Source organism: Streptomyces sp. XY431, from assembly GCF_001279805.1.
Classification (GTDB): Bacteria; Actinomycetota; Actinomycetes; order Streptomycetales; family Streptomycetaceae; genus Kitasatospora; species Kitasatospora purpeofusca.
This window is the reverse complement of record NZ_LGDO01000085.1, coordinates 1-18,060: the sequence shown is the minus strand read 5'-3', so window position 1 is coordinate 18,060 and position 18,060 is coordinate 1. Positions and strand designations below refer to the sequence as shown.

Annotated in this window: 12 protein-coding genes and 1 pseudogene; 5 read left to right on the top strand and 8 right to left on the bottom strand. The window is 74.7% G+C overall.

The window, feature by feature from the left end; all coding sequences use genetic code 11:
• A partial coding sequence (locus ADK60_RS46410) for a putative bifunctional diguanylate cyclase/phosphodiesterase (RefSeq protein ID WP_159400400.1) occupies nucleotides 1–3,161 on the bottom strand: 3,161 nt, incomplete at its 3' end.
• 128 nt (nucleotides 3,162–3,289) lie between these two features.
• On the opposite strand from ADK60_RS46410, the pseudogene ADK60_RS48075 reads away from it, so the two are divergent.
• The 4 genes and pseudogenes from ADK60_RS48075 to ADK60_RS11925 form a co-directional block, all read left to right on the top strand.
• Nucleotides 3,290–3,532, top strand: a pseudogene (locus ADK60_RS48075) (MbtH family NRPS accessory protein); the annotation flags it as partial.
• Nucleotides 3,533–3,667: 135 nt separating this feature from the next.
• The gene (locus ADK60_RS11935; protein WP_234371044.1) at nucleotides 3,668–6,958 is read left to right on the top strand and encodes a non-ribosomal peptide synthetase; all 3,291 of its coding nucleotides are present in this window, start codon (nucleotides 3,668–3,670) and stop codon (nucleotides 6,956–6,958) included.
• On the top strand, nucleotides 6,955–7,842 hold the full coding sequence (locus ADK60_RS11930) for a leucyl/phenylalanyl-tRNA--protein transferase (protein WP_063783124.1): 888 nt from the start codon (nucleotides 6,955–6,957) through the stop codon (nucleotides 7,840–7,842). Before ADK60_RS11935 ends, ADK60_RS11930 begins: the two co-directional genes overlap by 4 nt.
• Before the next feature lie 100 nt (nucleotides 7,843–7,942).
• Entirely contained in the window at nucleotides 7,943–8,758 is an 816-nt protein-coding gene (locus tag ADK60_RS11925) for a serine hydrolase (protein WP_053645520.1), read from the top strand.
• A gap of 17 nt (nucleotides 8,759–8,775) precedes the next feature.
• Here the strand turns inward: ADK60_RS11925 and ADK60_RS11920 are convergent, their stop codons facing one another.
• From ADK60_RS11920 to ADK60_RS11900, 5 genes are read right to left on the bottom strand one after another with little or no spacing between them, the layout of a single operon-like run.
• Nucleotides 8,776–9,909 carry an FAD-dependent monooxygenase gene (locus ADK60_RS11920; protein ID WP_053645511.1) on the bottom strand — a complete coding sequence of 378 codons (1,134 nt, stop codon included), beginning with the start codon at nucleotides 9,907–9,909 and terminating at the stop codon, nucleotides 8,776–8,778.
• A 45-nt stretch (nucleotides 9,910–9,954) separates the two neighbouring features.
• Nucleotides 9,955–10,587 (bottom strand): GTP-binding protein, encoded by a 633-nt coding sequence (locus ADK60_RS11915; protein ID WP_079008279.1) that lies wholly within the window; start codon nucleotides 10,585–10,587, stop codon nucleotides 9,955–9,957.
• Nucleotides 10,588–10,590: 3 nt separating this feature from the next.
• Complete coding sequence (locus ADK60_RS11910) at nucleotides 10,591–11,022, bottom strand: DUF742 domain-containing protein (protein ID WP_391383129.1); 432 nt, start codon at nucleotides 11,020–11,022, stop codon at nucleotides 10,591–10,593.
• 7 nt (nucleotides 11,023–11,029) lie between these two features.
• Complete coding sequence (locus ADK60_RS11905) at nucleotides 11,030–11,461, bottom strand: roadblock/LC7 domain-containing protein (protein ID WP_045941106.1); 432 nt, start codon at nucleotides 11,459–11,461, stop codon at nucleotides 11,030–11,032.
• A complete protein-coding gene (locus tag ADK60_RS11900) occupies nucleotides 11,458–14,649 on the bottom strand; it encodes a sensor histidine kinase (RefSeq protein WP_053645509.1) in 3,192 nt (1,063 codons plus the stop codon). The genes ADK60_RS11905 and ADK60_RS11900 overlap by 4 nt, the downstream gene beginning before the upstream one ends.
• 526 nt (nucleotides 14,650–15,175) lie before the next feature.
• On the opposite strand from ADK60_RS11900, the gene ADK60_RS11895 reads away from it, so the two are divergent.
• Complete coding sequence (locus ADK60_RS11895) at nucleotides 15,176–15,664, top strand: YbaK/EbsC family protein (RefSeq protein WP_053645507.1); 489 nt, start codon at nucleotides 15,176–15,178, stop codon at nucleotides 15,662–15,664.
• Nucleotides 15,665–15,719: 55 nt separating this feature from the next.
• On the opposite strand, the gene ADK60_RS11890 is transcribed toward ADK60_RS11895, so the two are convergent.
• The gene (locus ADK60_RS11890; protein WP_053645505.1) at nucleotides 15,720–16,265 is read right to left on the bottom strand and encodes a GNAT family N-acetyltransferase; all 546 of its coding nucleotides are present in this window, start codon (nucleotides 16,263–16,265) and stop codon (nucleotides 15,720–15,722) included.
• Nucleotides 16,266–16,529: 264 nt separating this feature from the next.
• Nucleotides 16,530–17,915 (bottom strand): MFS transporter, encoded by a 1,386-nt coding sequence (locus ADK60_RS11885; protein ID WP_234371043.1) that lies wholly within the window; start codon nucleotides 17,913–17,915, stop codon nucleotides 16,530–16,532.
• Between the last annotated feature and the right edge of the window lie 145 nt (nucleotides 17,916–18,060).

The following is an 18,060-nucleotide window of genomic DNA, read 5'->3' as shown; positions in this document are numbered from 1 at the left end:
GCGGTGTGCTGTTCGATGAAGGTGCGGGCCTGGTCGGGGGTGAGGGGGCGGGCGAAGAGGTAGCCCTGGCCGAGGGGGCAGCCCATGGCGGCGAGGAGGTCGCGCTGGTCGGTGTGCTCGATGCCCTCGGCGATGACCTGGACGCCCAGGGTGTCGGCGATCCTCGCGATGCCCTCCACCAGGGCGTACTGCTGCTGGGAGTGGCCGAGGCCGTCGATGAAGGACTTGTCGATCTTCAGGATCGAGATCGGGAACTCGCGCAGGTAGGAGAGCGAGGAGTAGCCGGTGCCGAAGTCGTCGATGGCGATGCCGACGCCGAGGTCGCCCAGGGTGCGCATATCGGTGTGGACGCGGTCGTCCCGGCGCATCAGGACGGACTCGGTGAGCTCCAGGACCAGTGACTGCGGCGGGATCCCGGAGGAGCGGATCGCGCCGCGCACCACGTCCACGAAGCCCGGGTCGCGGAACTGGCGGGCCGAGACGTTGACGTTGACCCGCAGCGGCGGCAGGCCGACGGCGGCGCGGGCGGCGGAGCTGGCGGCGTGCCAGGCGGCCGTCTCCTGGGCGGCGCGCTCCAGCACCCAGGCGCCGAGCGGCACGATCTGGCCGCTCTCCTCGGCGAGGGCGATGAACTCGTCCGGCAGCACCATGCCGCGCCGGTCGTGCGGCCAGCGCACCAGCGCCTCGAAGGCCACCAGCGCCCCCGAGGCCAGGTCGACGATCGGCTGGTAGTACAGCCGGAACGCGGACTCGGCGATCGCGGTGTCCAGGTTCTCGTTCAGCTCGTGCCGCGCCACCAGGCCCGCCTGCAGCGACGGCTGGTAGTGGCACCACTGCCGCTTGCCCGCCGACTTCGCCGAGTACAGGGCCAGGTCCGCGTGGCTCAGCAGCTCGGTGGCGTCCACGCTGTCCTCCGTCGTCGCCACCCCGATGCTGGCCGACACCCGCACCGCGCCCGCGCTCAGCCGGAACGGCTCGGCGAACGCCGCCAGCACGCCGTCCGCGAGCGCCCCGACGTCGGCCGGCGCCAGCGCGTCCTCCACCAGCACCGCGAACTCGTCGCCGCCGAGGCGTGCCGCCGTGTCCGAGGTGCGCAGTGCCGTCGAGACCCGGAGCGAGACGGCGATCAGCAGCTCGTCCCCGACCGCGTGCCCCTGGGTGTCGTTGACCATCTTGAAGTCGTCCAGGTCGAGGAAGAGCACCCCGGTGACGGCCCCGCTGCGCTCGCCCCGGGAGAGCGCGTGGCTCACCCGGTCCAGGAACAGCACCCGGTTCGCCAGGCCGGTCAGCGAGTCGTGGAAGGCCCGGTGGGTGAGCTCGCGCTCCATCTTCCGCTGCTCGGTGACGTCGCGCAGGGTGAGCACCAGCCCGTCCACCGTCGGATCGGCCCGCAGGTCGTTCGAGTGCACCTCGACCTCGATCGGGGTGCCGTCGGCGCGCAGCAGCCGCCAGTGGTCGCGCTGGGAGTCCAGTGCGGAACGGCCGGGGCGCGAGGCGGCGAGGCTGGAGTCCCGGCTGCGCATCCGCGCCAGCGCCTTGCCGACCGACCGGCTGTCCTCGGTCGGGACGAGGTCGGTGATCAGGGTGCCGGGCAGGCTCGGGTAGCCGAGGACGCGCTCGGCGGAGGAGCCCGAGGCGTAGCGGACGGAGTCGTCGGAGTCGAGGATCAGGATGACGTCGCTGGCGCTCTGCACCAGGGTGCGGAAGTAGGCCTCGCTGTCCCGCCGGGTGATCTCCTGGCTCAGCATGACACGCTCGACGGCGAACGCGGCCTGGCCGGCCAGGATCTCCAGCGAACCCCAGAGGCTGGCCAGCTCCTGCTCGGTGCCGGTGACGATGAGGGCGCCGATCAGCGGGTCCCCGGACGGGCGCTCGGCCAGGGTGAGCGGGCACAGCAGGGCGCTCGGCATGCCGTTCAGCCGGGTGGCGAGGCCGTTGCCGATGTCCTCGACGGACAGCAGCCTGGTCTCCCGGTAGGCGGCGAGGGCGAGCACCTCGTCGGACTCGTGCTCGGCGCCGAGCAGGTGGCGGTCGGCGCCGCGCTCGGCGTGCCGCACGTGCAGGACGCCGCCCTCGGTGACGGCGAGCAGCGCCACATGGCCGGGTTCGGTGGGCATCAGGGTGGAGGCGGCGGCCTGGACGGCGTCGGCGACCTCCTCGACCGTGACGGCCGAGGTGAGGGCGGAGCCCGCGACCCGCAGGGCGCGTTCCCTGGCGACGGCCTGGCGGCGGGCGCGCACCACGACCGCCAGCCGGGCGAGCACGAGCAGGTAGATCACGGCGGAGAAGGCGCCGATCACCCCGGCGTTGCTGGTGTTGCCCGCGCCGGCCTCGATGATCAGGATGGTCGGCGCGATCAGCGAGGCCGCGGTGAGCAGGGCCAGCCGGCCGGGGCTGAGGTCCGGCTGCTGGCTGGGGATGGGTCTGGTCAGCTCGACCATGGACGGGTGCAGGGCGGCCGCGCCCCAGGCGGTGTAGAAGGCGGCCCAGCCGAAGTCCACGGGGGTGCCGATGTGCCAGTTGCCGTGCAGCACGATCAGTCCGTAGGCGATGTCGGAGACCAGGAGGCCGACGGTGCCGACGGCGAGCAGTTGGAGGGAGCGGCTGACGCCGCCGCGTGGCACGACCAGACGGAGCAGCAGGGCCAGCACCACGACGTCGCCCAGCGGGTAGGCGATCGAGACGGCCTTCTGGAACCAGCCGAGGTCGGGGTTCCGCGCGTAGGGGAGGATCAGGTAGATCCAGACCAGCAGCGCCAGACCCATGGTGAGGATGAGCGCGTCCAGCAGGCTGGCCCGGTCCTGATGCGCGGTCCGCCAGCGGATGAAGCCCAACACGCCTGCCGCGTACAGCAGGTACTCGGCCAGGTAGAAGCCGTCGGCGATGGACGGGAACGGGCTGCCCAGGTGCAGGAACTGCATCTGGATGACCTGGACCACCTCGCCCGCCGTGAAGCTGAGGTTGGCGAGCGCCAGCAGGTACCAGTAGCGGGCGTGCGAGGGGTGGTTGAGGCGGACGCCGACCACGATGGCGGCGACGCCGCCCAGGCCGATGCCCGTCCACCAGATGATCCGCTGAGAGGGATTGGCGTAGTAGATGCCGGTGAACAGCACCATCCACGCCAGGTAACAGGCCATCAGGCGTTGGCGCCGACGTGTCAACGAGCTACCTCCTCCGCGACATCACCCTGGACACCCGTGGTGACGGGTGGTGGGATTTCCGGGCAGGGGCTCGCGAGCGCCCGGGCCGGGCCGGGGTGGTCCGGTCGAACGTTCGAAATGGGCCTTGAGTGCGTATAGTCGGAAATGTCGCACCTCCCAGCATTCTGCCGCCACAGCACGAGGTCAAGCCGGTGGATGAAGCAGTGGACAGCGCACGGGGAGTACGTGCCGGAGCGGGCTCCGGACGTCACGCCGTGCTGGTCAACGAGGACGGTCAGTATACGATCTGGCCCGGGGACTTCACGGTCCCGGGCGGATGGCGGACGGTCTTCGGGCCCGCCGAACGGGCGGAGTGCCGTCGCTACGTCGAGCGTGAGTGGCGTGCGCCGGGGCTCGGCCTGGGCCCGGGCGGCCCCGGGGCTTCCGTCGACGGTCGTGGCGCCGGTAGCGGCGGCAGCGGCGCCGCTGGCGCCTGTGGCGCCGGTCCGACGGGCCGCGCGGACACCGTGCACGGGCTGGTCCGGGCCCGGGCGGCGCACGACCCGGACGCCCTCGCGGTGGTCACCGACGAGGAGACGCTCACCTACCGTGAGCTGGACACCCGCAGTGACCGGCTGGCGGGCGTGTTGCGCGGCCTGGGCGTCGGCCCGGAGCGGGTCGTCCCGGTCTGCCTGGAGCGCGGCGCGGACCTGGTGACCGCCCTGCTCGGCGTGCTCAAGGCGGGCGGCGCCTTCCTGCCGCTGGACCCGGCGCATCCGCGGCGTCGGCTGGCCCGGCTGGTCGAGGACTGCGGGGCCGAGGTGGTGGTCTCGGCGGACGGACGGGCCTTCCCGGGGGTGCGGGCGGTGGCGCCGGACGGGGGCGGGGACGAGGGAACCGAGGTGGGAGGGGACGAGGGAACCGAGCTGGGCGGGGACCCGGCCGGCCCGGACGACCTCGCCTATCTGATCTACACCTCGGGGACCACCGGCACCCCCAAGGGCGTGCCGGTCACCCACCGCTCGCTGGTCTTCACCCTGGGCCGGGTGGTCCACGCCTACGGGCTCACTCCGCACGACCGTGTCCTCCAACTGGCCGCACTCGGCTTCGACACCTCGCTGGAGCAGGTCTTCGCGACCCTGGCCGCAGGCGCCACCCTGGTGCTCGGCGGCGCCCGCACCTGGGCACCCACCGAGCTGGCCCACCGGATGCGCGAGCTGCGGCTGACCGTCGCCGACCTCACGCCCGCGTACTGGCACCACCTGCTCGGCCTGTTCCCGCCGGGCGGGCCCGCGCCGGAGGGCCTGCGGCTGATCATCGTGGGCGGCGACACCGTGCACGCCGACGACTGCCGGGCCTGCCTGGAGCGGCTGCCGGGGGTCAGGCTGGTCAACGCCTACGGGGTGACCGAGGCCGCCGTGACCTCCACGCTCTGCGAACTCACGCCGGAGGCGCTGGAGCCCGGGGCGCAGCACGCCGGTCCCGGCCATCCGTCCGCCGCGCCGGTCCCGATCGGGCGTCCGCTGCCCGGGGTGCGGGTGCACCTGCTGGACGCCCGGCTCAGCCCCGTGCCGCCCGGTGAGAAGGGCGAGATCTATCTCGGCGGCCCCGGACTGGCCCGCGGCTACTGGCGGGCGCCCGGGCTGACCGCCGAAACCTTCCTGCCGGACCCGTACGCGCCCGAGCCCGGGGAGCGCATGTACCGCACCGGCGACGCCGGCCGCTGGCGGGCGGACGGCAACCTGGAGATCCTCGGCCGCTTCGACGACCAGCTGAAGGTCCGCGGCCACCGGGTCGACCCCGCCGAGGTCGAATCCGTGCTCGCCGCCCACCCCGACGTCCGGCAGGCCCGGGTCGCCGCCGACGGCAGCGCCGACGGCAGCCGCGTGCTCATCGCCTACTACACGCTCACCGAACGCGCCTTGTCCGGGCCTCACGCCCGGCGCGGACGGATCCGCTCCTACCTGGCCGAACGGCTGCCGGACTTCATGGTCCCGGCGGACTTCGTGCTCCTCGACAGCATGCCGCTCACCCCGGCCGGGAAGATCGACCGCCGCCGGCTGCCCGACGCCCGGCCGCAGCTGCAGCGGCGGGACGGCCAGGAGGCGGCCGGGGGCGGCGACCCGATCGGCGCGCGCCGGGCCGGAGCCGCGCGCGGGTCCGGGGTCGGGGCCGGCGCCGGGGTCGGGGTCGGGGTCGGGGTCGGGGTCGGCACAGTTTCGCCGAACGGCTCGGCCCCGGCCGGGGGCACCGGCTCCGCCCTTGAGTCGGGCGTCGCCCAGCTGTGGTCCGAACTCCTCGGCGTCGAGGAGGTCGGACCGGAGGACGACTTCTTCGACCTCGGCGGCAACTCCCTGCTCGCCATGGAGATGCTCGCCCGTGCCCGGATCATGTTCGGCATCGACGTCACCCGGATCCGCTTCCTCACCCGTTCGCTGCTGCGCGACGCCACCCTGAGGGCCTTCGCCGCCGACACCCTCGCGGCCCGCACCGGCGGCCCGGCCCGGGCCGCCGGTACCGCCCGGGCCCAGGACCCCACGGGCGACGACGTCGACGGCAGCGACCGCGACGGCAGCGGCGAGGCCGCCGTCGACTGGGTCGCCGAAGCCCGCCTCGACACACCCGTCCGGCAGTCCTGGAGCCCCGCGCCGTCCCGCGCCGAACCCACCGAGATCCTCCTCACCGGCGCCACCGGCTTCTGCGGCGCCCACCTGCTCGACGCCCTGCTGCACACCACCGACGCCCGCATCCACTGCCTGGTCCGCGCCCCCGACGAGGAACACGCCCTGGAACGCCTCCGCGCCGCCCAGCAGCGCTTCCTCCGCCAGGACCTCGCCGACCGCCGCGTCGTCCCGCTCGTCGGCGACCTCGCCGAACCCCTGCTCGGCCTCACCCAGCAGCGCTTCGAACACCTCGCCAACACCCTGGACGCCATCCACCACCTCGGCGGCCAGGTCAACTTCATCTACCCCTACCACCAGCTGCGCGGCGCCAACGTCGACGGCACCCGCGAGATCGTCCGGCTCGCCGGGCACTCGCGCGGCATACCCGTCCACTACCTGTCCACCCTCGCCGTGGTGGCGGGCTTCGGCGCGGCGGGCATCGGCGAGGTCACCGAACGGACCCCGCTCGCCCACGCCGACCGGCTCGCCGTCGGCTACGTCGAGAGCAAGTGGGTCGCCGAACAGCTCCTGCACCAGGCCGCCGAGGCCGGGCTGCCGGTCACCGTGCTGCGCACCAACGACGTCACCGGCGACCTCCGCACCGGCGTGATGAACACCGGCACCGAGATGTGCGCGCTGATCAAGTACATGGCCGAGAGCGGGAGTTGCCCGGCCGTCCGGCTGCCGCTCGACTTCGTTCCGGCCGACCGGTTCAGCCGCGCGATCTGCCACATCGTCACCCATGCACCCGCCATCGGCGAGGTCTACCACCTGACCTCGCCCGGCCCGGCGGACCTCCCCGAACTCGCCGAACGGCTGCGCGCCCGGGGCCACCCCGTCGACGAAGTCCCGTACGAGCAGTGGGTGCAGGGCCTGGTCCGGTTCGCCGCCGGGCACCCCACCCACCCGATGACGCCGTTCGTCCCGCTCTTCGTCGACCGCGTGCCCGGCACCGAACTGTCCATCAGCGAGATGTACTTCCGCCCCACCTTCCCGCGCTTCGACCGGGCCAACACCGAACAGGCCCTGGCCGGCAGCGGCGTGGTGCTGCCCGCCGTCGACGGCGGCCTGCTGGACTTCTACCTCGACCGGCTGACGGCGGAGGGCTTCCTCTCCCCGCCGGTCGGCACCGCGCCGCTCGGGGCGGTCCGATGACCGCCACCACCCCCGAGGAGCTCTTCGCGACGGTGGACGTGGCCGGCGCCCCCGCCGACGGACCGGCGGCGTTCGGCGGCGACCTCGCGCCCGGCACCCTGCTCGCCGCCTACCGGCACGGGCTGTTCCCGCTCCCGGCCGCCGACGACTACGCGAGCGCCTTCAACGAGGCCCGCCACGAGGAGGCGGTGGAGGCCGGCCGGATCGCCCTGCTGCCGGGGCCCGCGGACGCGGACCCGTACGCGCTCGCCTGGTGGTCGCCCGACCCCCGCCCCGTCCTCGCCGCCGACGGCGTGCGCCTCGGCCGCAAGCTCTCCCGGCTGCTGCGCAACCGGCTGGACTGGTCGACCACCGCCGACGCCGCCTTCGAGCAGGTGCTCGCGGCCTGCGCCGAGGGCCGCGAACCCCCGTGGCTCACCCGGGAACTGCGGGAGGCGCTCACCGCCCTGCACCGGCTGGGCGCGGCCCACAGTGTCGAGGTGTGGGAGGAGGGGGAGCTGGTCGGAGGGGTGTTCGGGATCGCGGTCGGGCCGGTGCTCAGCCTGGACTCGATGTTCCACCGCCGCCCGGACGCCGCCCGGGTCGCGGTCGCCGACCTCGCCGCCCGCTTCGCCGCCGTCGGCGGCCGGCTGCTCGACGCCCAGTGGGACTCCCCGCACGTGCGCTCCCTCGGCGCCGCCCCGCAGCCCCGGGCCCACTACCTCGCCGCGCTCGCCGCCGGGGCCGGGCCGGGGACGCCGCTGGACACCTCCCGGCTCCCGGCCGTCCGGCTGGCCCCCGCGAAGCCCCGCCCGCCGTGGCCGCCCGGTCACCGGCACGGGCACGGGCACGGGCGCGGACACGGGCACGGGCACCGTCCCGCCGCGAGCGCCGATCGCGGCTGACGAGTCGGCGGCGCGTCGGTGGCGCCGCGGGCCCGGCCGAGGGTGACCCGGCCGCCGTCGGTCGGTTTCGGGGCGGGTGGTGGTGGGCACGGTGGCGGGCATGCTGTCGGTAGTGGTCGCCCCCTGGGGCGGGGAGCCGGTGTTCGAGCGCGGCGGGGACGAGCCGCACGACGCCGCGAGCACGATGAAGATCGCCGTCCTGGCCGCCCTGCACCGCGCCGGGGCCGACCTCGACGAGGCCGTGCCGGTGGTGAACTCCTTCGTGTCGCGGGCGGGCGGGGAGTTCGCCAACGATCCGGACCGGGACAGCGACCCCGTCCCGTGGCGGCTCCTCGGCGGCACCGCGCCGCTGGGCCTGCTCGCCGAGCGGATGATCACCCACTCGTCCAACCTCGCCACGAACCTCTGCCTCGCCCGGGCCGGTCACCAGGCCGTCGCGGAGGTCTGGCGGCGCGCGGGCGCCACCCGGAGCGGCAGTCCGCGCGGGATCGAGGACTACCCGGCGCGGGACGCGGGCCTGCACAACCGGGTGACGGCCCGCGACCTCGTCCGGCTGCTCCAGTCCCTGGCCGGGGAGCCGGAGTTGCTCGCGCTGCTGGAGCGCAACGCGTTCCGGGTCGACCTCGCGGCCGGGCTGCCGCCGGGGACCGGGGTCGCGTTCAAGAACGGCTGGATCCCCGGCGCGCGGCACTGCGTGGGGCTGGTGCGGCCCGAGGACTGCCCGCCGTACCTGCTGGCCGTCTGCTACACCGGCCCGCTGGCCTCCGGCGCGGACGGGGCGGAGGACGATCCGGCGGCCCGGCTGCTCGCCCGGGTCTCGGCGGCGGTCTGGGCCCGCCGGCACGCGGTCACCGGCGCGCCGGCCGCCGGCCGACGCCCGAGGGCGGTCGGCCGGCGGCCGGCGGAGAGTCGGTAAGTCGGCCTGTCAGCCCGTCAGTACGGCTTCACCAGGAAGTGCGCCGCGCCCGGGATGCCGACCTTCAGCAGCTCGTCCTCCTCCGGGGTGGTCGGCGTGCCGGTCTCCTGCTTGAGGATCGCCCGGGACAGCGCCTGCACCCACATGGCGCGCGGCCGGCGGCGCTCCTCCCAGGCGGCCAGCGCGGTGGGCACCGTCTCCGCCGCGTCCAGGCTCTGGGCGAGGACGAGCGCGTCCTCGACGGCCATCGCCGCGCCCTGGGCCAGGTGCGGGGTGGAGGCGTGCGCCGCGTCGCCTGCCAGGACCACCCGGCCGACGTGCCACGGCTCCTCGACGGTGACCTGCGAGATCCGCGAGTAGACCACCGCGGCCGGGTCGGTCACCTGCGCCAGCGCCTCGGCGATCGGCCCGCCGAAGCCCGCCAGCCGCTCGCGCAGCTGCTCGTGGGCCTGCTCCTGGTCCGGCCGGAAGTCCTCGGCCTCGGCGAACACCGAGCCCAGGTACATGAGGTCGTCGCTGATCGGGGTGAGCAGCGCCTTGGCCTTGAGGTTGCCGGTGGACATCACCACACCCTGCACCTCGGGCGAACGCGGCAGGGTGACACGCCAGTTGGCGAAGCCGGTGTACTCGGGCGCGTACTTCTCGCCGTAGAGCCGCTTGCGCAGCGGCGAGCCGATGCCGTCGAAGCCGACCACCAGGTCGTAGCGCTCGCTGCTGCCGTCGCTCAGGGTGACCGCCACCTGCTCGCCCTCGTCGGCGAGTTCGGTGATCGTGGTGCCGAACCGCAGGGTCGCCCCGGCGGCGGTGGCGGCCTCGCCCAGCACCCGGGCCAGCGCGGGGCGGGGGATGCCGTTGTTGGACGGCGCCCCGTCCATCCGCGGCTGCGGGATCTTCGCGAGGATGCCGCCGGTCGGGTCGCAGATGGTGAGCACCTCCCACTCGAACCCGGCTGCCAGGCACTGCTCCAGCACACCGATCTCGCGCATCACGTGCAGCGCGTTGGACGGCTGGATGATGCCGACGCCCAGGGCCTCCAGGGCGTCGCGCAGCTCGACGACGTCGACCCGGTGGCCGCGGCGGGCGAGGGCGGTGGCCGCGGTCAGGCCGCCTATGCCGCCGCCGTGGACGAGGACGCGCAGGGGTGGGGTCATGACGGGGTGCTCCAAGGTGTGGTGGGAGAGAGGTGGGGAAACGTTTCAGCGGACCGGCGCGCCGGCCGACAGCTCCATGAGGTGGTCGACCAGTGCGAGCAGCAGGTCCCGCCCGAACGACCGCACCCGCACGTCCCCGATCAGCATCGGGACCTGCGGGTCGAGGTCGAGGGCGGCCCGGATCTCGTCCGCCGTCCGGGTGTTGTGGCCGTGGAAGCAGTTGATCGCGACCACGAACGGGATGCCCCGGCTCTCGAAGAAGTCGATCGAGGCGAAGCTGGTGTCCAGCCGGCGGGTGTCGGCGATCACGACGCCGCCGAGCGCGCCGTTCACCAGGTCGTTCCACATGAACCAGAAGCGCTCCTGTCCGGGCGTGCCGAACAGGTAGACCACCAGCTCCGGGTTGACGGTGATCCGCCCGAAGTCCAGGGCGACCGTGGTGGTCTCCTTGTTGTCCACCCCGGCCAGGTCGTCGACGCCCTCACTGGCGCGGGTCAGGTACTCCTCGGTGCGCAGCGGCGCGACCTCGCTCACCGCGCCGACCAGGGTGGTCTTGCCGACCCCGAAGCCGCCGGCGATGAGGATCTTGACGGCCGCGGCGACGGCGGTGGCGGTGGCAGGGGCGTGGGAGGAGGGCGAGGAGGAGGGAGAGGAGGGGCGAGGTGCGGATGGTGCCATGGTTCAGAGCCTCCGGAGTCCTTCACGTACGGCCGTCAGCAGCCCGAGGTCCAGACCGCCGTCCCCGGCGGCCCGGGCCACCGAGATCGGGGCCCGGGCCAACAGCATTCCCTGGGCGATCAGGTCGCCCAGGAGGATCTTGGTGACCGACACCGGCAGGTTGAGTCCGGCGGCCACCTCGGCCACCGCGGCCGGCCGGCGGCACCGTTCGAGGATCAGCCGGTGCTCCGGCTGGAGCCCGCGCGGACCGGACGACCGGGTGGCGAGCGCCTGGTCCGCGAGCTCCTCCACCGTGGTCATCAGCGTGATCAGGGTGAGGTCGTCGCGCTCCGGCGCCGTCCGGCCGCGGGTGATGGTGTAGGGGCGCACCATCGTGCCCGCGCCGTAGTCGTCGTCCTCGTCCTCTTCGGGCAGCTCGCTCCAGTGCGGCCTCACCGGGGATTCACCCCCGGTTCCTGGCGGCGAAGGCGTCGAACTCGCTGCGGACCGGCGTGGTCAGCTTCTGGCCGACCTGCTGGACGAGCTGGTGCATGGCCACCGACATCACCTCGGCGTCGACCTCCTGGTCGGCGACCACGGCCAGGTGGGTGCCCTGCGCCGCGGCGATGACGAACAGCCAGACCTCGGCCAGCTCGACGATCACCTGGTGGACCGGGCCGCCGTCGAACAGCTGGCCGATGCCCCGGGCGAGGCTCTGCTGACCGGTGGCCACGGCGGCCAGCCGCTCGGCGTCGGACCGCTCGATGGTGCGGGAGTGGCTGACCACCAGGCCGTCGTCGGAGAGCAGCACGGCGCTTCTCGTCCCGGGGACCGTGTCGACGAGTCCGTCCAGCAGCCAGTCGAGGTCCTGGTGGGTGGCGATGGTGCGGTTCATGACTGCTCTTCCGTCCTCGTGGTTCGGGGGTCCGCGGCCGGGAGGGCCCAGGGGGAGGGACCCGGCGCGGGAGTCGGGGTTCCGGTGGCCGTGGGGGAGGCCGGGCCGGACGGGGGGAGGGTGCCGCGCCCCGGCGGCAGGGCACCGGCCGCGGGGCCGCCGGCGGGGGACCGGTCCTCCGCGGTGCCGAGGCCGCGGGCGGCCCGGGACTGGCGCTGGAAGGCGCCGACCGTGGCACCGGAGCGGCGCGGCGGGCGCTGGAACGGGCCCTCGGCGGTCCCGGATCCGGGGGCGTTGCCGGTCGCGTTCCCGAAGCCGGATCCGTAGCCGGTTCCGAAGCCCGGTCCGTAGCCGGTTCCGGTGCCCGTCCCGGCCGCGCCGTACGGGGTGCGGGGCGGCGGCGGGATGCGCAGCTCGGCGGCCAGGCTGGCCTGGCGCACCCGCTGGGGCAGCGGCGGCTGGAGACCGCCGCCCGGGGCGCCCGGGGCGCCCGGGGCCTCGGCCGGGGGGTCGGCCGGTGCGACGGCGGACCCGGGGAGCGGGTTCGCCGGCTGCCCGTCGTGCTGCCGCCGCTCCGCCAGCCGGTAGTGGTCGGCGGGCCGGTACTGCTCGTCGGCGTACGGCGCCTCGGCGGGCATCACCGTCGCGTAGGCGATGTCCGGGTAGGCGGGAGGGGCGTCCCCGGCGGAGCGGGGGGAGGTGTCGTAGGGCTGCCCGTCGTAGCCGTGGCCGCCCTCGGCGGGGGCCGGCGAACCGTGCTCGACCGGCTGGCCGTGCTCGGCCGGCGGGTGCAGATAGCCGTCCGCCTCGACGCCGGGGAAGGCGCCGCCGCGCTCGCCGAAGACGTCATGCGCGTCGAAGGCGTCGGAGGTGCCGAAGGCGTCCGGGGCACCGAAGGCGTCGGAGCCACCGAAGCCGTCGGGCTCGCCGAAGCCGTCGTCGTGCTTCCCGAAGTCGATTCGGACCGGGGCGCCGAGGAGCTCGTCGTCCGACGGGGGCACGTACTCGACGTACCCGAACGCCTGGGCCTGGGAAGGTGCCTGGGCGCCGGAGGCCGCGCCGGGGGTGACCACGGGGGCGCTGCCGGCGGAGAACCAGTCGCCGCCGGCCTGGCCGGGGTGCGGAGCGGCGTCCGTGTGGGCCGCGCGCTCCTCCTCCTCGTCCACCGCGACGACCGCCGACGAGGTCGTGGTGTCCGCCGTCCGCACGGGCTCCGTCGTGGCCGGGACCGCCGGGGAGGGCATCTCGGTCACCGAGGCGAGCGGCACGGGCGACTGGGCCCGGTCCGCCGGACGCTGCCGCCGGGCGAGCGGGATCGGCGTGACCGCCGCGTTGTCCGGCAGCCCGGAGTCGCCGTCGAGGATCAGCTCGCCGGGGACGAGCACGACCACCCTGGTCCCGCCGAACGCCGACGGCCGGAACTCGATCTGCAGGCCGATCGCCGACGCCAGCCGGGCCACCACGTGGAAGCCGAGGCGGATGTCGTCGCCGCGCGCCAGCATGTCCGTACGGGGCGCCTCGTCCGCGAGCGCGGCGGCCATCAGGGCGTTGGCCGTGTCGTACTGCTCCGGGTCCATGCCCAGGCCGCGGTCCTCGATCTCGATCGCGAGCCCGCGGCCGACCACGGCCGCCCGGACGTCGACCGGCGTCGGCGGCTTGGAGAAGCTCGCCGCGTTCTCCATCAGCTCGGCGACCACGTGCGCGATCGGGCCGACCGCCCGCTCGGAGAGCCACGGGTGGCCCTCGACGTCCAGCACGATGCGGCGGTACTCCTGGACCTCGCCCTGCGCGGCGCGCAGCACGTCCAGCAGCGGCACCGGCTTGCGCCACTTCCGCTGCGGCTGGCCGCCAGCCATGATGACCAGGTTCTCCTCGTAGCGGCGCAGGCGGGCGGTCAGGTGGTCGAGGTCGAACAGGCCCTCCAGCACCTCCGGGTCCTCGTGCCGCCGCTCCAGGGCGTCCAGCTTGCGCAGCTGCTGACCGATCAGCAGCTGGGTGCGGCGGGCGATCCGCTGGAGCAGTCGCTCGAAGCCCCGGTGCTGCTCGGCCTGCCGGACGGCGGCCCCCAGCGCGGAGGTGCGGGCGAGGTTCATGGCCTGGCCGAGCTGCGCCAGCTCGTCGCCGCCGCGGGCGTGCGCCCCGGCGGTGATCGCCCGGCTCTCCGCCTCGACGTCCACCTGCTCGCCGCGGGCCAGCCGCTCGACCACCTCGGGCAGGGTGTGCTCCATGTCCTGCGCCTGGGCGTGCAGGTCGTTGATCCGGCGGCGCAGCGAGCGGGTCAGCCGCCAGCTGGCGAGGACCACGACGATCACCGCGAGCAGACCGATCACCGAGGTCAGCGCGACCCGGGTGAGCAGCGAGAGGATCGAGCCCTTGCCGACCTCGACCACGCCCTCGGTACGGGTCTCGATGGCCTTCACCAGCTGCGGGTTGACCTGGTCGACGGCCTGCCGCCACTGGTCCTGGAGCTGCGGCAGCCGGACGGTGCCGGTGGCGTCGGCGACGGCCGGGCGGGTGAGCGCCTGCTCGACGGCGGCCTTGGCCTGCCACGCCGGACCGCTCATCAGCTCGGACCAGGCGGCCCGCTCGCCGGCCGGTACATAGGGCACGACCTGGACGGTGAACAGGTGGTCCTGGGCGCCGATCGCCTGCTGCACGAGCTGGTAGTCGGAGGCGCTGAGCTTGCCGGACGGCCAGCCCCGGGCCAGGATCGCGTCCTCGCGGGCCAGCATCTCCTTGGCCCAGAACGAGTTGACCAGGGTCTTGGAGATCCAGGTGACCTCACCGGTGTCGACATGGCTGAGCGCGGTGAACAGCCGCAGGTCGACCGCGATCAGGTCGGTGTAGTACGCGTAGACGCCCTGCTGGTCGGTGGTGCCCTTGTCGACGAGGGCCCGCTGGTCGCCCAGCTTCTCCATCGCGCGCCGGGCCTCGGCGACGGCCGTGCGCACCTCGGTGGGCGCGCTGTCGGCGGTCTCGCCGGACAGGGTCTGGAACTTCTCCACGGCCTCGTCGGTCAGCTGGCGCTGGCGCTTCAGCTGGTCGGTGACGCTGCCGGGCCGGGCGAGCGCCTCGGCGCTGAGCCGGCGCTCCTCCTGGAGGTTGTAGTAGACGATGTTGGACGGCTGTCCTGCCTTCTGTGCCAGCAGGCCCTGGGCGGCCAGGCGCTGGAAGTCGAAGAAGGTCACGCCGCTGGTGACCGCCCAGAGGGCGGCCAGGGCGATGCTGGGGACGAGGGCCAGGACGAGCAGTGCCGTCCGCAGCGACAGGCGCGGTCGACGCCTGCGGGGGGCCTTCGGCGTCGGGGGCCGCCGATTCGCACGCGCGCGCAGAGCTGACTCCTTGGGGCTGGCGGTCGGCCTGCGAGGGTCGGACCGTCCGGGGCACGGGCTTTATGACGAAGCGATACTAGTCATACGGTGTGTTAGGAGTGAAAGCCCGTTCGATCTTCGGGCAGTGCACACACAAGTCCTTAACATCGCGGTAGTACGCGGTTCACGCCCGGACAGGGTCTCCCGGCGGTGCTCCGACACCCCTCCCGGGCCGGTCGGACGGTGTCTGCCGCCGGTTCGCCCCGCTGTCGGGACGTGCCCGTCGGAGGAAGAACGGGAAGGCCCCCGGCGGAGGTTCACCGCCGGCGTTCACGACCGGCGTTCACAGCCGGGACCGCGGCCTCGCCGCTCGGCCCCGGGACGGGTGGGGGAGGATGGTGCCATGACCGACGACAGCCTGCCCGTCCGCAGCCGGGCGGTGGCCGACGCACTCGCCGAGGCCGGACTGCCCGGCGAGGTCCGCGTCCTGCCGGACTCCGCCCGCACCGCCGCCGAAGCCGCCGCAGCCCTGGGCTGCGAGGTCGGCGCCATCGCCAACAGCCTGGTGTTCGTCTGCGACGGCGCGCCGCTGCTCGTGATGACCAGCGGCGCCCACCGCGTCGACACCGGCCATCTCGCCCGCGAACTGGGCACCGGCCCGATCACCCGGGCGAGCGCCGCGCAGGTCCGGGAGGCCACCGGCCAGGCCATCGGCGGAGTCGCCCCGGTCGGTCACCCCGCGCCGCTGCGCACGGTCGTGGACACCGCCCTCGCCGGCCACACCCTGCTGTGGGCCGCTGCCGGGCACCCGCACACCGTGGTGCCGATGACGTACGGGGAACTGCTGGAGCTGACCGGCGGCACCCCGTCGACGGTGGTGCCGCCGGTGTAGCGGGCCCGGTGTAGCGGGCCCGGGGTCCGGCGGGCCCGGGGCCGCCGGCAAGGTGTTACGCGATGCCGAACGCGGCGGCCCAGCGGGCCGTCCCGGACGGCAGCGGGTGCCGGGCCGGGTCCAGGCTCAGGGCCATCCACGCCTCGTCCGGCGCGTCGACGGTGAGCGTGATGCCGTGCTCCGAGGCCCGGCCGAAGCCGAACCGCGGGTAGTACCACGGGTGCCCGAGCAGGATCACGAACCGCTCACCCCGGGCGCGGGCGGCGTCGAGTCCGGCCCGTACGAGGGCGGAGCCGGCGCCGGACCGCTGGTGGTCGGGGTGCACGGACACCGGACCCATCGCGAGCGCCGGGGTGTCGCCGATGAAGGCACGGGTGAGCAGCACATGGCCGACGGGGCCGGCCTCGGCCCGGGTGGTGACGACGATCGAGAGACCGTCGATCCATGCCTCGTCGGCACGCAGGGCCTCGACGAGATCGGCCTCGGACGGCCGCCCGAAAGCGGCGACCGTCAGCTCGTGGACGGCCGGGAGGTCGCCGGGCTGCTCGACCCGGGTGTGCCAGGAGAAGGAAGGCAGGGAAGAGGACGGGGAAGAAGACATGGGAGTCCCTTGGAGAAGGGGCCCCGGAGAGCGAAGGGCGTCAGACCGGGACCCGGGAGGTGAGTACAGTCCGGGTGCCGCGCAGCACGTGCGCAGCGGCTGTCACCGCGACCACAATTCACCTTCCCTGTCTCCGTGACGGACCTCGCGCGAGCTCGAACGGCCATCGGGCCGGGCTCGCCGATCGACGCTAACACGGGCCCCCGACGCGGCGCGAAGGGTTTTCCGCACCGCCCCGGGCAGCCGTTCCCGCCGCCGCGGTGCTCAGCGGCGGCGGGCGGCGCGGGCGACAACGAGCAGGAACAGGCCGCAGACCGTGACCACCACCCAGCCGGCCCGGGAGGCGGCGGTGAGGCCGGCCGGGGCCGCACCCGCGACCAGACCGCCGGCGATCGCGATGCCCACCGCCGAACCGAGCTGGCGGGCCGTCGAGGTGATCGCCCCGGCCACCCCCGCGCGGTCCGCCGGGAGTCCGCCGACGGCCGTGTTGGTGATCGGCGCGTTCGCGAAGCCGAAGCCGACACCGAGCAGCAGCAGGGCGAGCAGCAGGGCGGGCAGGTCGGCCGCACCGGACAGGCCGCCCGTGCCGGACAGGCCGCCCGCGCCGTGCGGGGCGTCGTCGACCAGGAACGCCCGGGCCAGCAGCAGCGCCCCGCCGGCCGTGGTGAACCAGGCCGCGAGCAGCAGCGGCCGGCGCGGCCCGCCCCGGCCCACCAGGACGCCGGACAGCGGCGCGCACACGGTCGCGCCCAGCGCCATCGGCAGCGAGGCCAGCCCGGCGGCCAGCGGCGTCCACCCCCGGGCGTGCTGGAGCTGGAAGGTGGTGAGCAGCAGGGTCACCGTCAGCGCGACGAACACCGCCACCGCGCCCAGCACCGCCGTACTGAACGCCGGCCGCCGGAACAGCCCGAGGTCCATCAGCGGTTCCTCCCGGCCGCGTTCGGCGAGCACGAACCCGGCGGTCGCCGCCGCGGCCGCCGCGTACCCGGCGAGCGCCCAGGGCGACCCCCACCCGATCCGCGGTCCCTCGATCAGCACGGCCACCGTCGCGCTCACCGCGACGGTGAGCAGGAGCTGGCCGGGCAGGTCCGGCCGGCGGGCCCGGGGCGCGCGGGACTCGGGCAGGAAACGGACGCTCAGCAGCACGGCCGCCAGCACCACCGGCACGTTCACCCAGAACACCGAGCGCCAGCCGAGGGCCGCCACCAGCGCGCCGCCGGTGACCGGCCCGGCCGCCATGCTCAGCCCGAACACCGACGCCCAGACCCCGATCGCCCGGGCCCGCTCCCGGGGGTCGGGCATCGCGTTCACCACGATCGCCAGCGCCACCGGGCTGAGCATCGACGCGCCCACCCCCTGGAGGGCGCGCGCCGCGACCAGTGCGCCGGCCGAGGGCGCGAGCGCGCACACCAGCGAGGCGAGGCCGAAGACGACCAGTCCGCACTGGAAGACCCGGCGGCGTCCGAACCGGTCCGCGAGGGCCCCGGCCGAGATCAGCAGGCTGGCCAGGACCACGGTGTAGGCGTCCACGATCCATTCCAGGTCGCGGGTGCCGACGCCCAGACCGTGCCCGATCGCGGGCAGGCCGACGTTGACGATCGTGGTGTCCAGGCCGACCAGGAACAGGCTCAGCGCGCAGACCGCGAGCACGGTCCACCGTCGGCGCGCGCTCAGCGGGGGAGGGGCGGGGGCCGCGGCGGTCGCGGTCTTGGGGGGGCTGGTCGCGGGGGTTTCGGCGGTCGCCTTCCCCCCCATCCTCGCCCTGGGCGCCCGGCTCCCCCCTGCCCCCCCCGGC

What these genes read in the sequence shown, in the direction of transcription:
- ADK60_RS11890 (WP_053645505.1), bottom strand. Translation starts at nt 16,265, where the DNA reads ATGTCTTCTTCCCCGTCCTCTTCCCTGCCTTCCTTCTCCTGGCACACC.
- ADK60_RS11915 (WP_079008279.1), bottom strand. Translation starts at nt 10,587, where the DNA reads ATGGCACCATCCGCACCTCGCCCCTCCTCTCCCTCCTCCTCGCCCTCC.
- ADK60_RS11905 (WP_045941106.1), bottom strand. Translation starts at nt 11,461, where the DNA reads ATGAACCGCACCATCGCCACCCACCAGGACCTCGACTGGCTGCTGGAC.
- ADK60_RS11920 (WP_053645511.1), bottom strand. Translation starts at nt 9,909, where the DNA reads ATGACCCCACCCCTGCGCGTCCTCGTCCACGGCGGCGGCATAGGCGGC.
- ADK60_RS11925 (WP_053645520.1), top strand. Translation starts at nt 7,943, where the DNA reads ATGCTGTCGGTAGTGGTCGCCCCCTGGGGCGGGGAGCCGGTGTTCGAG.
- ADK60_RS11895 (WP_053645507.1), top strand. Translation starts at nt 15,176, where the DNA reads ATGACCGACGACAGCCTGCCCGTCCGCAGCCGGGCGGTGGCCGACGCA.
- ADK60_RS11930 (WP_063783124.1), top strand. Translation starts at nt 6,955, where the DNA reads ATGACCGCCACCACCCCCGAGGAGCTCTTCGCGACGGTGGACGTGGCC.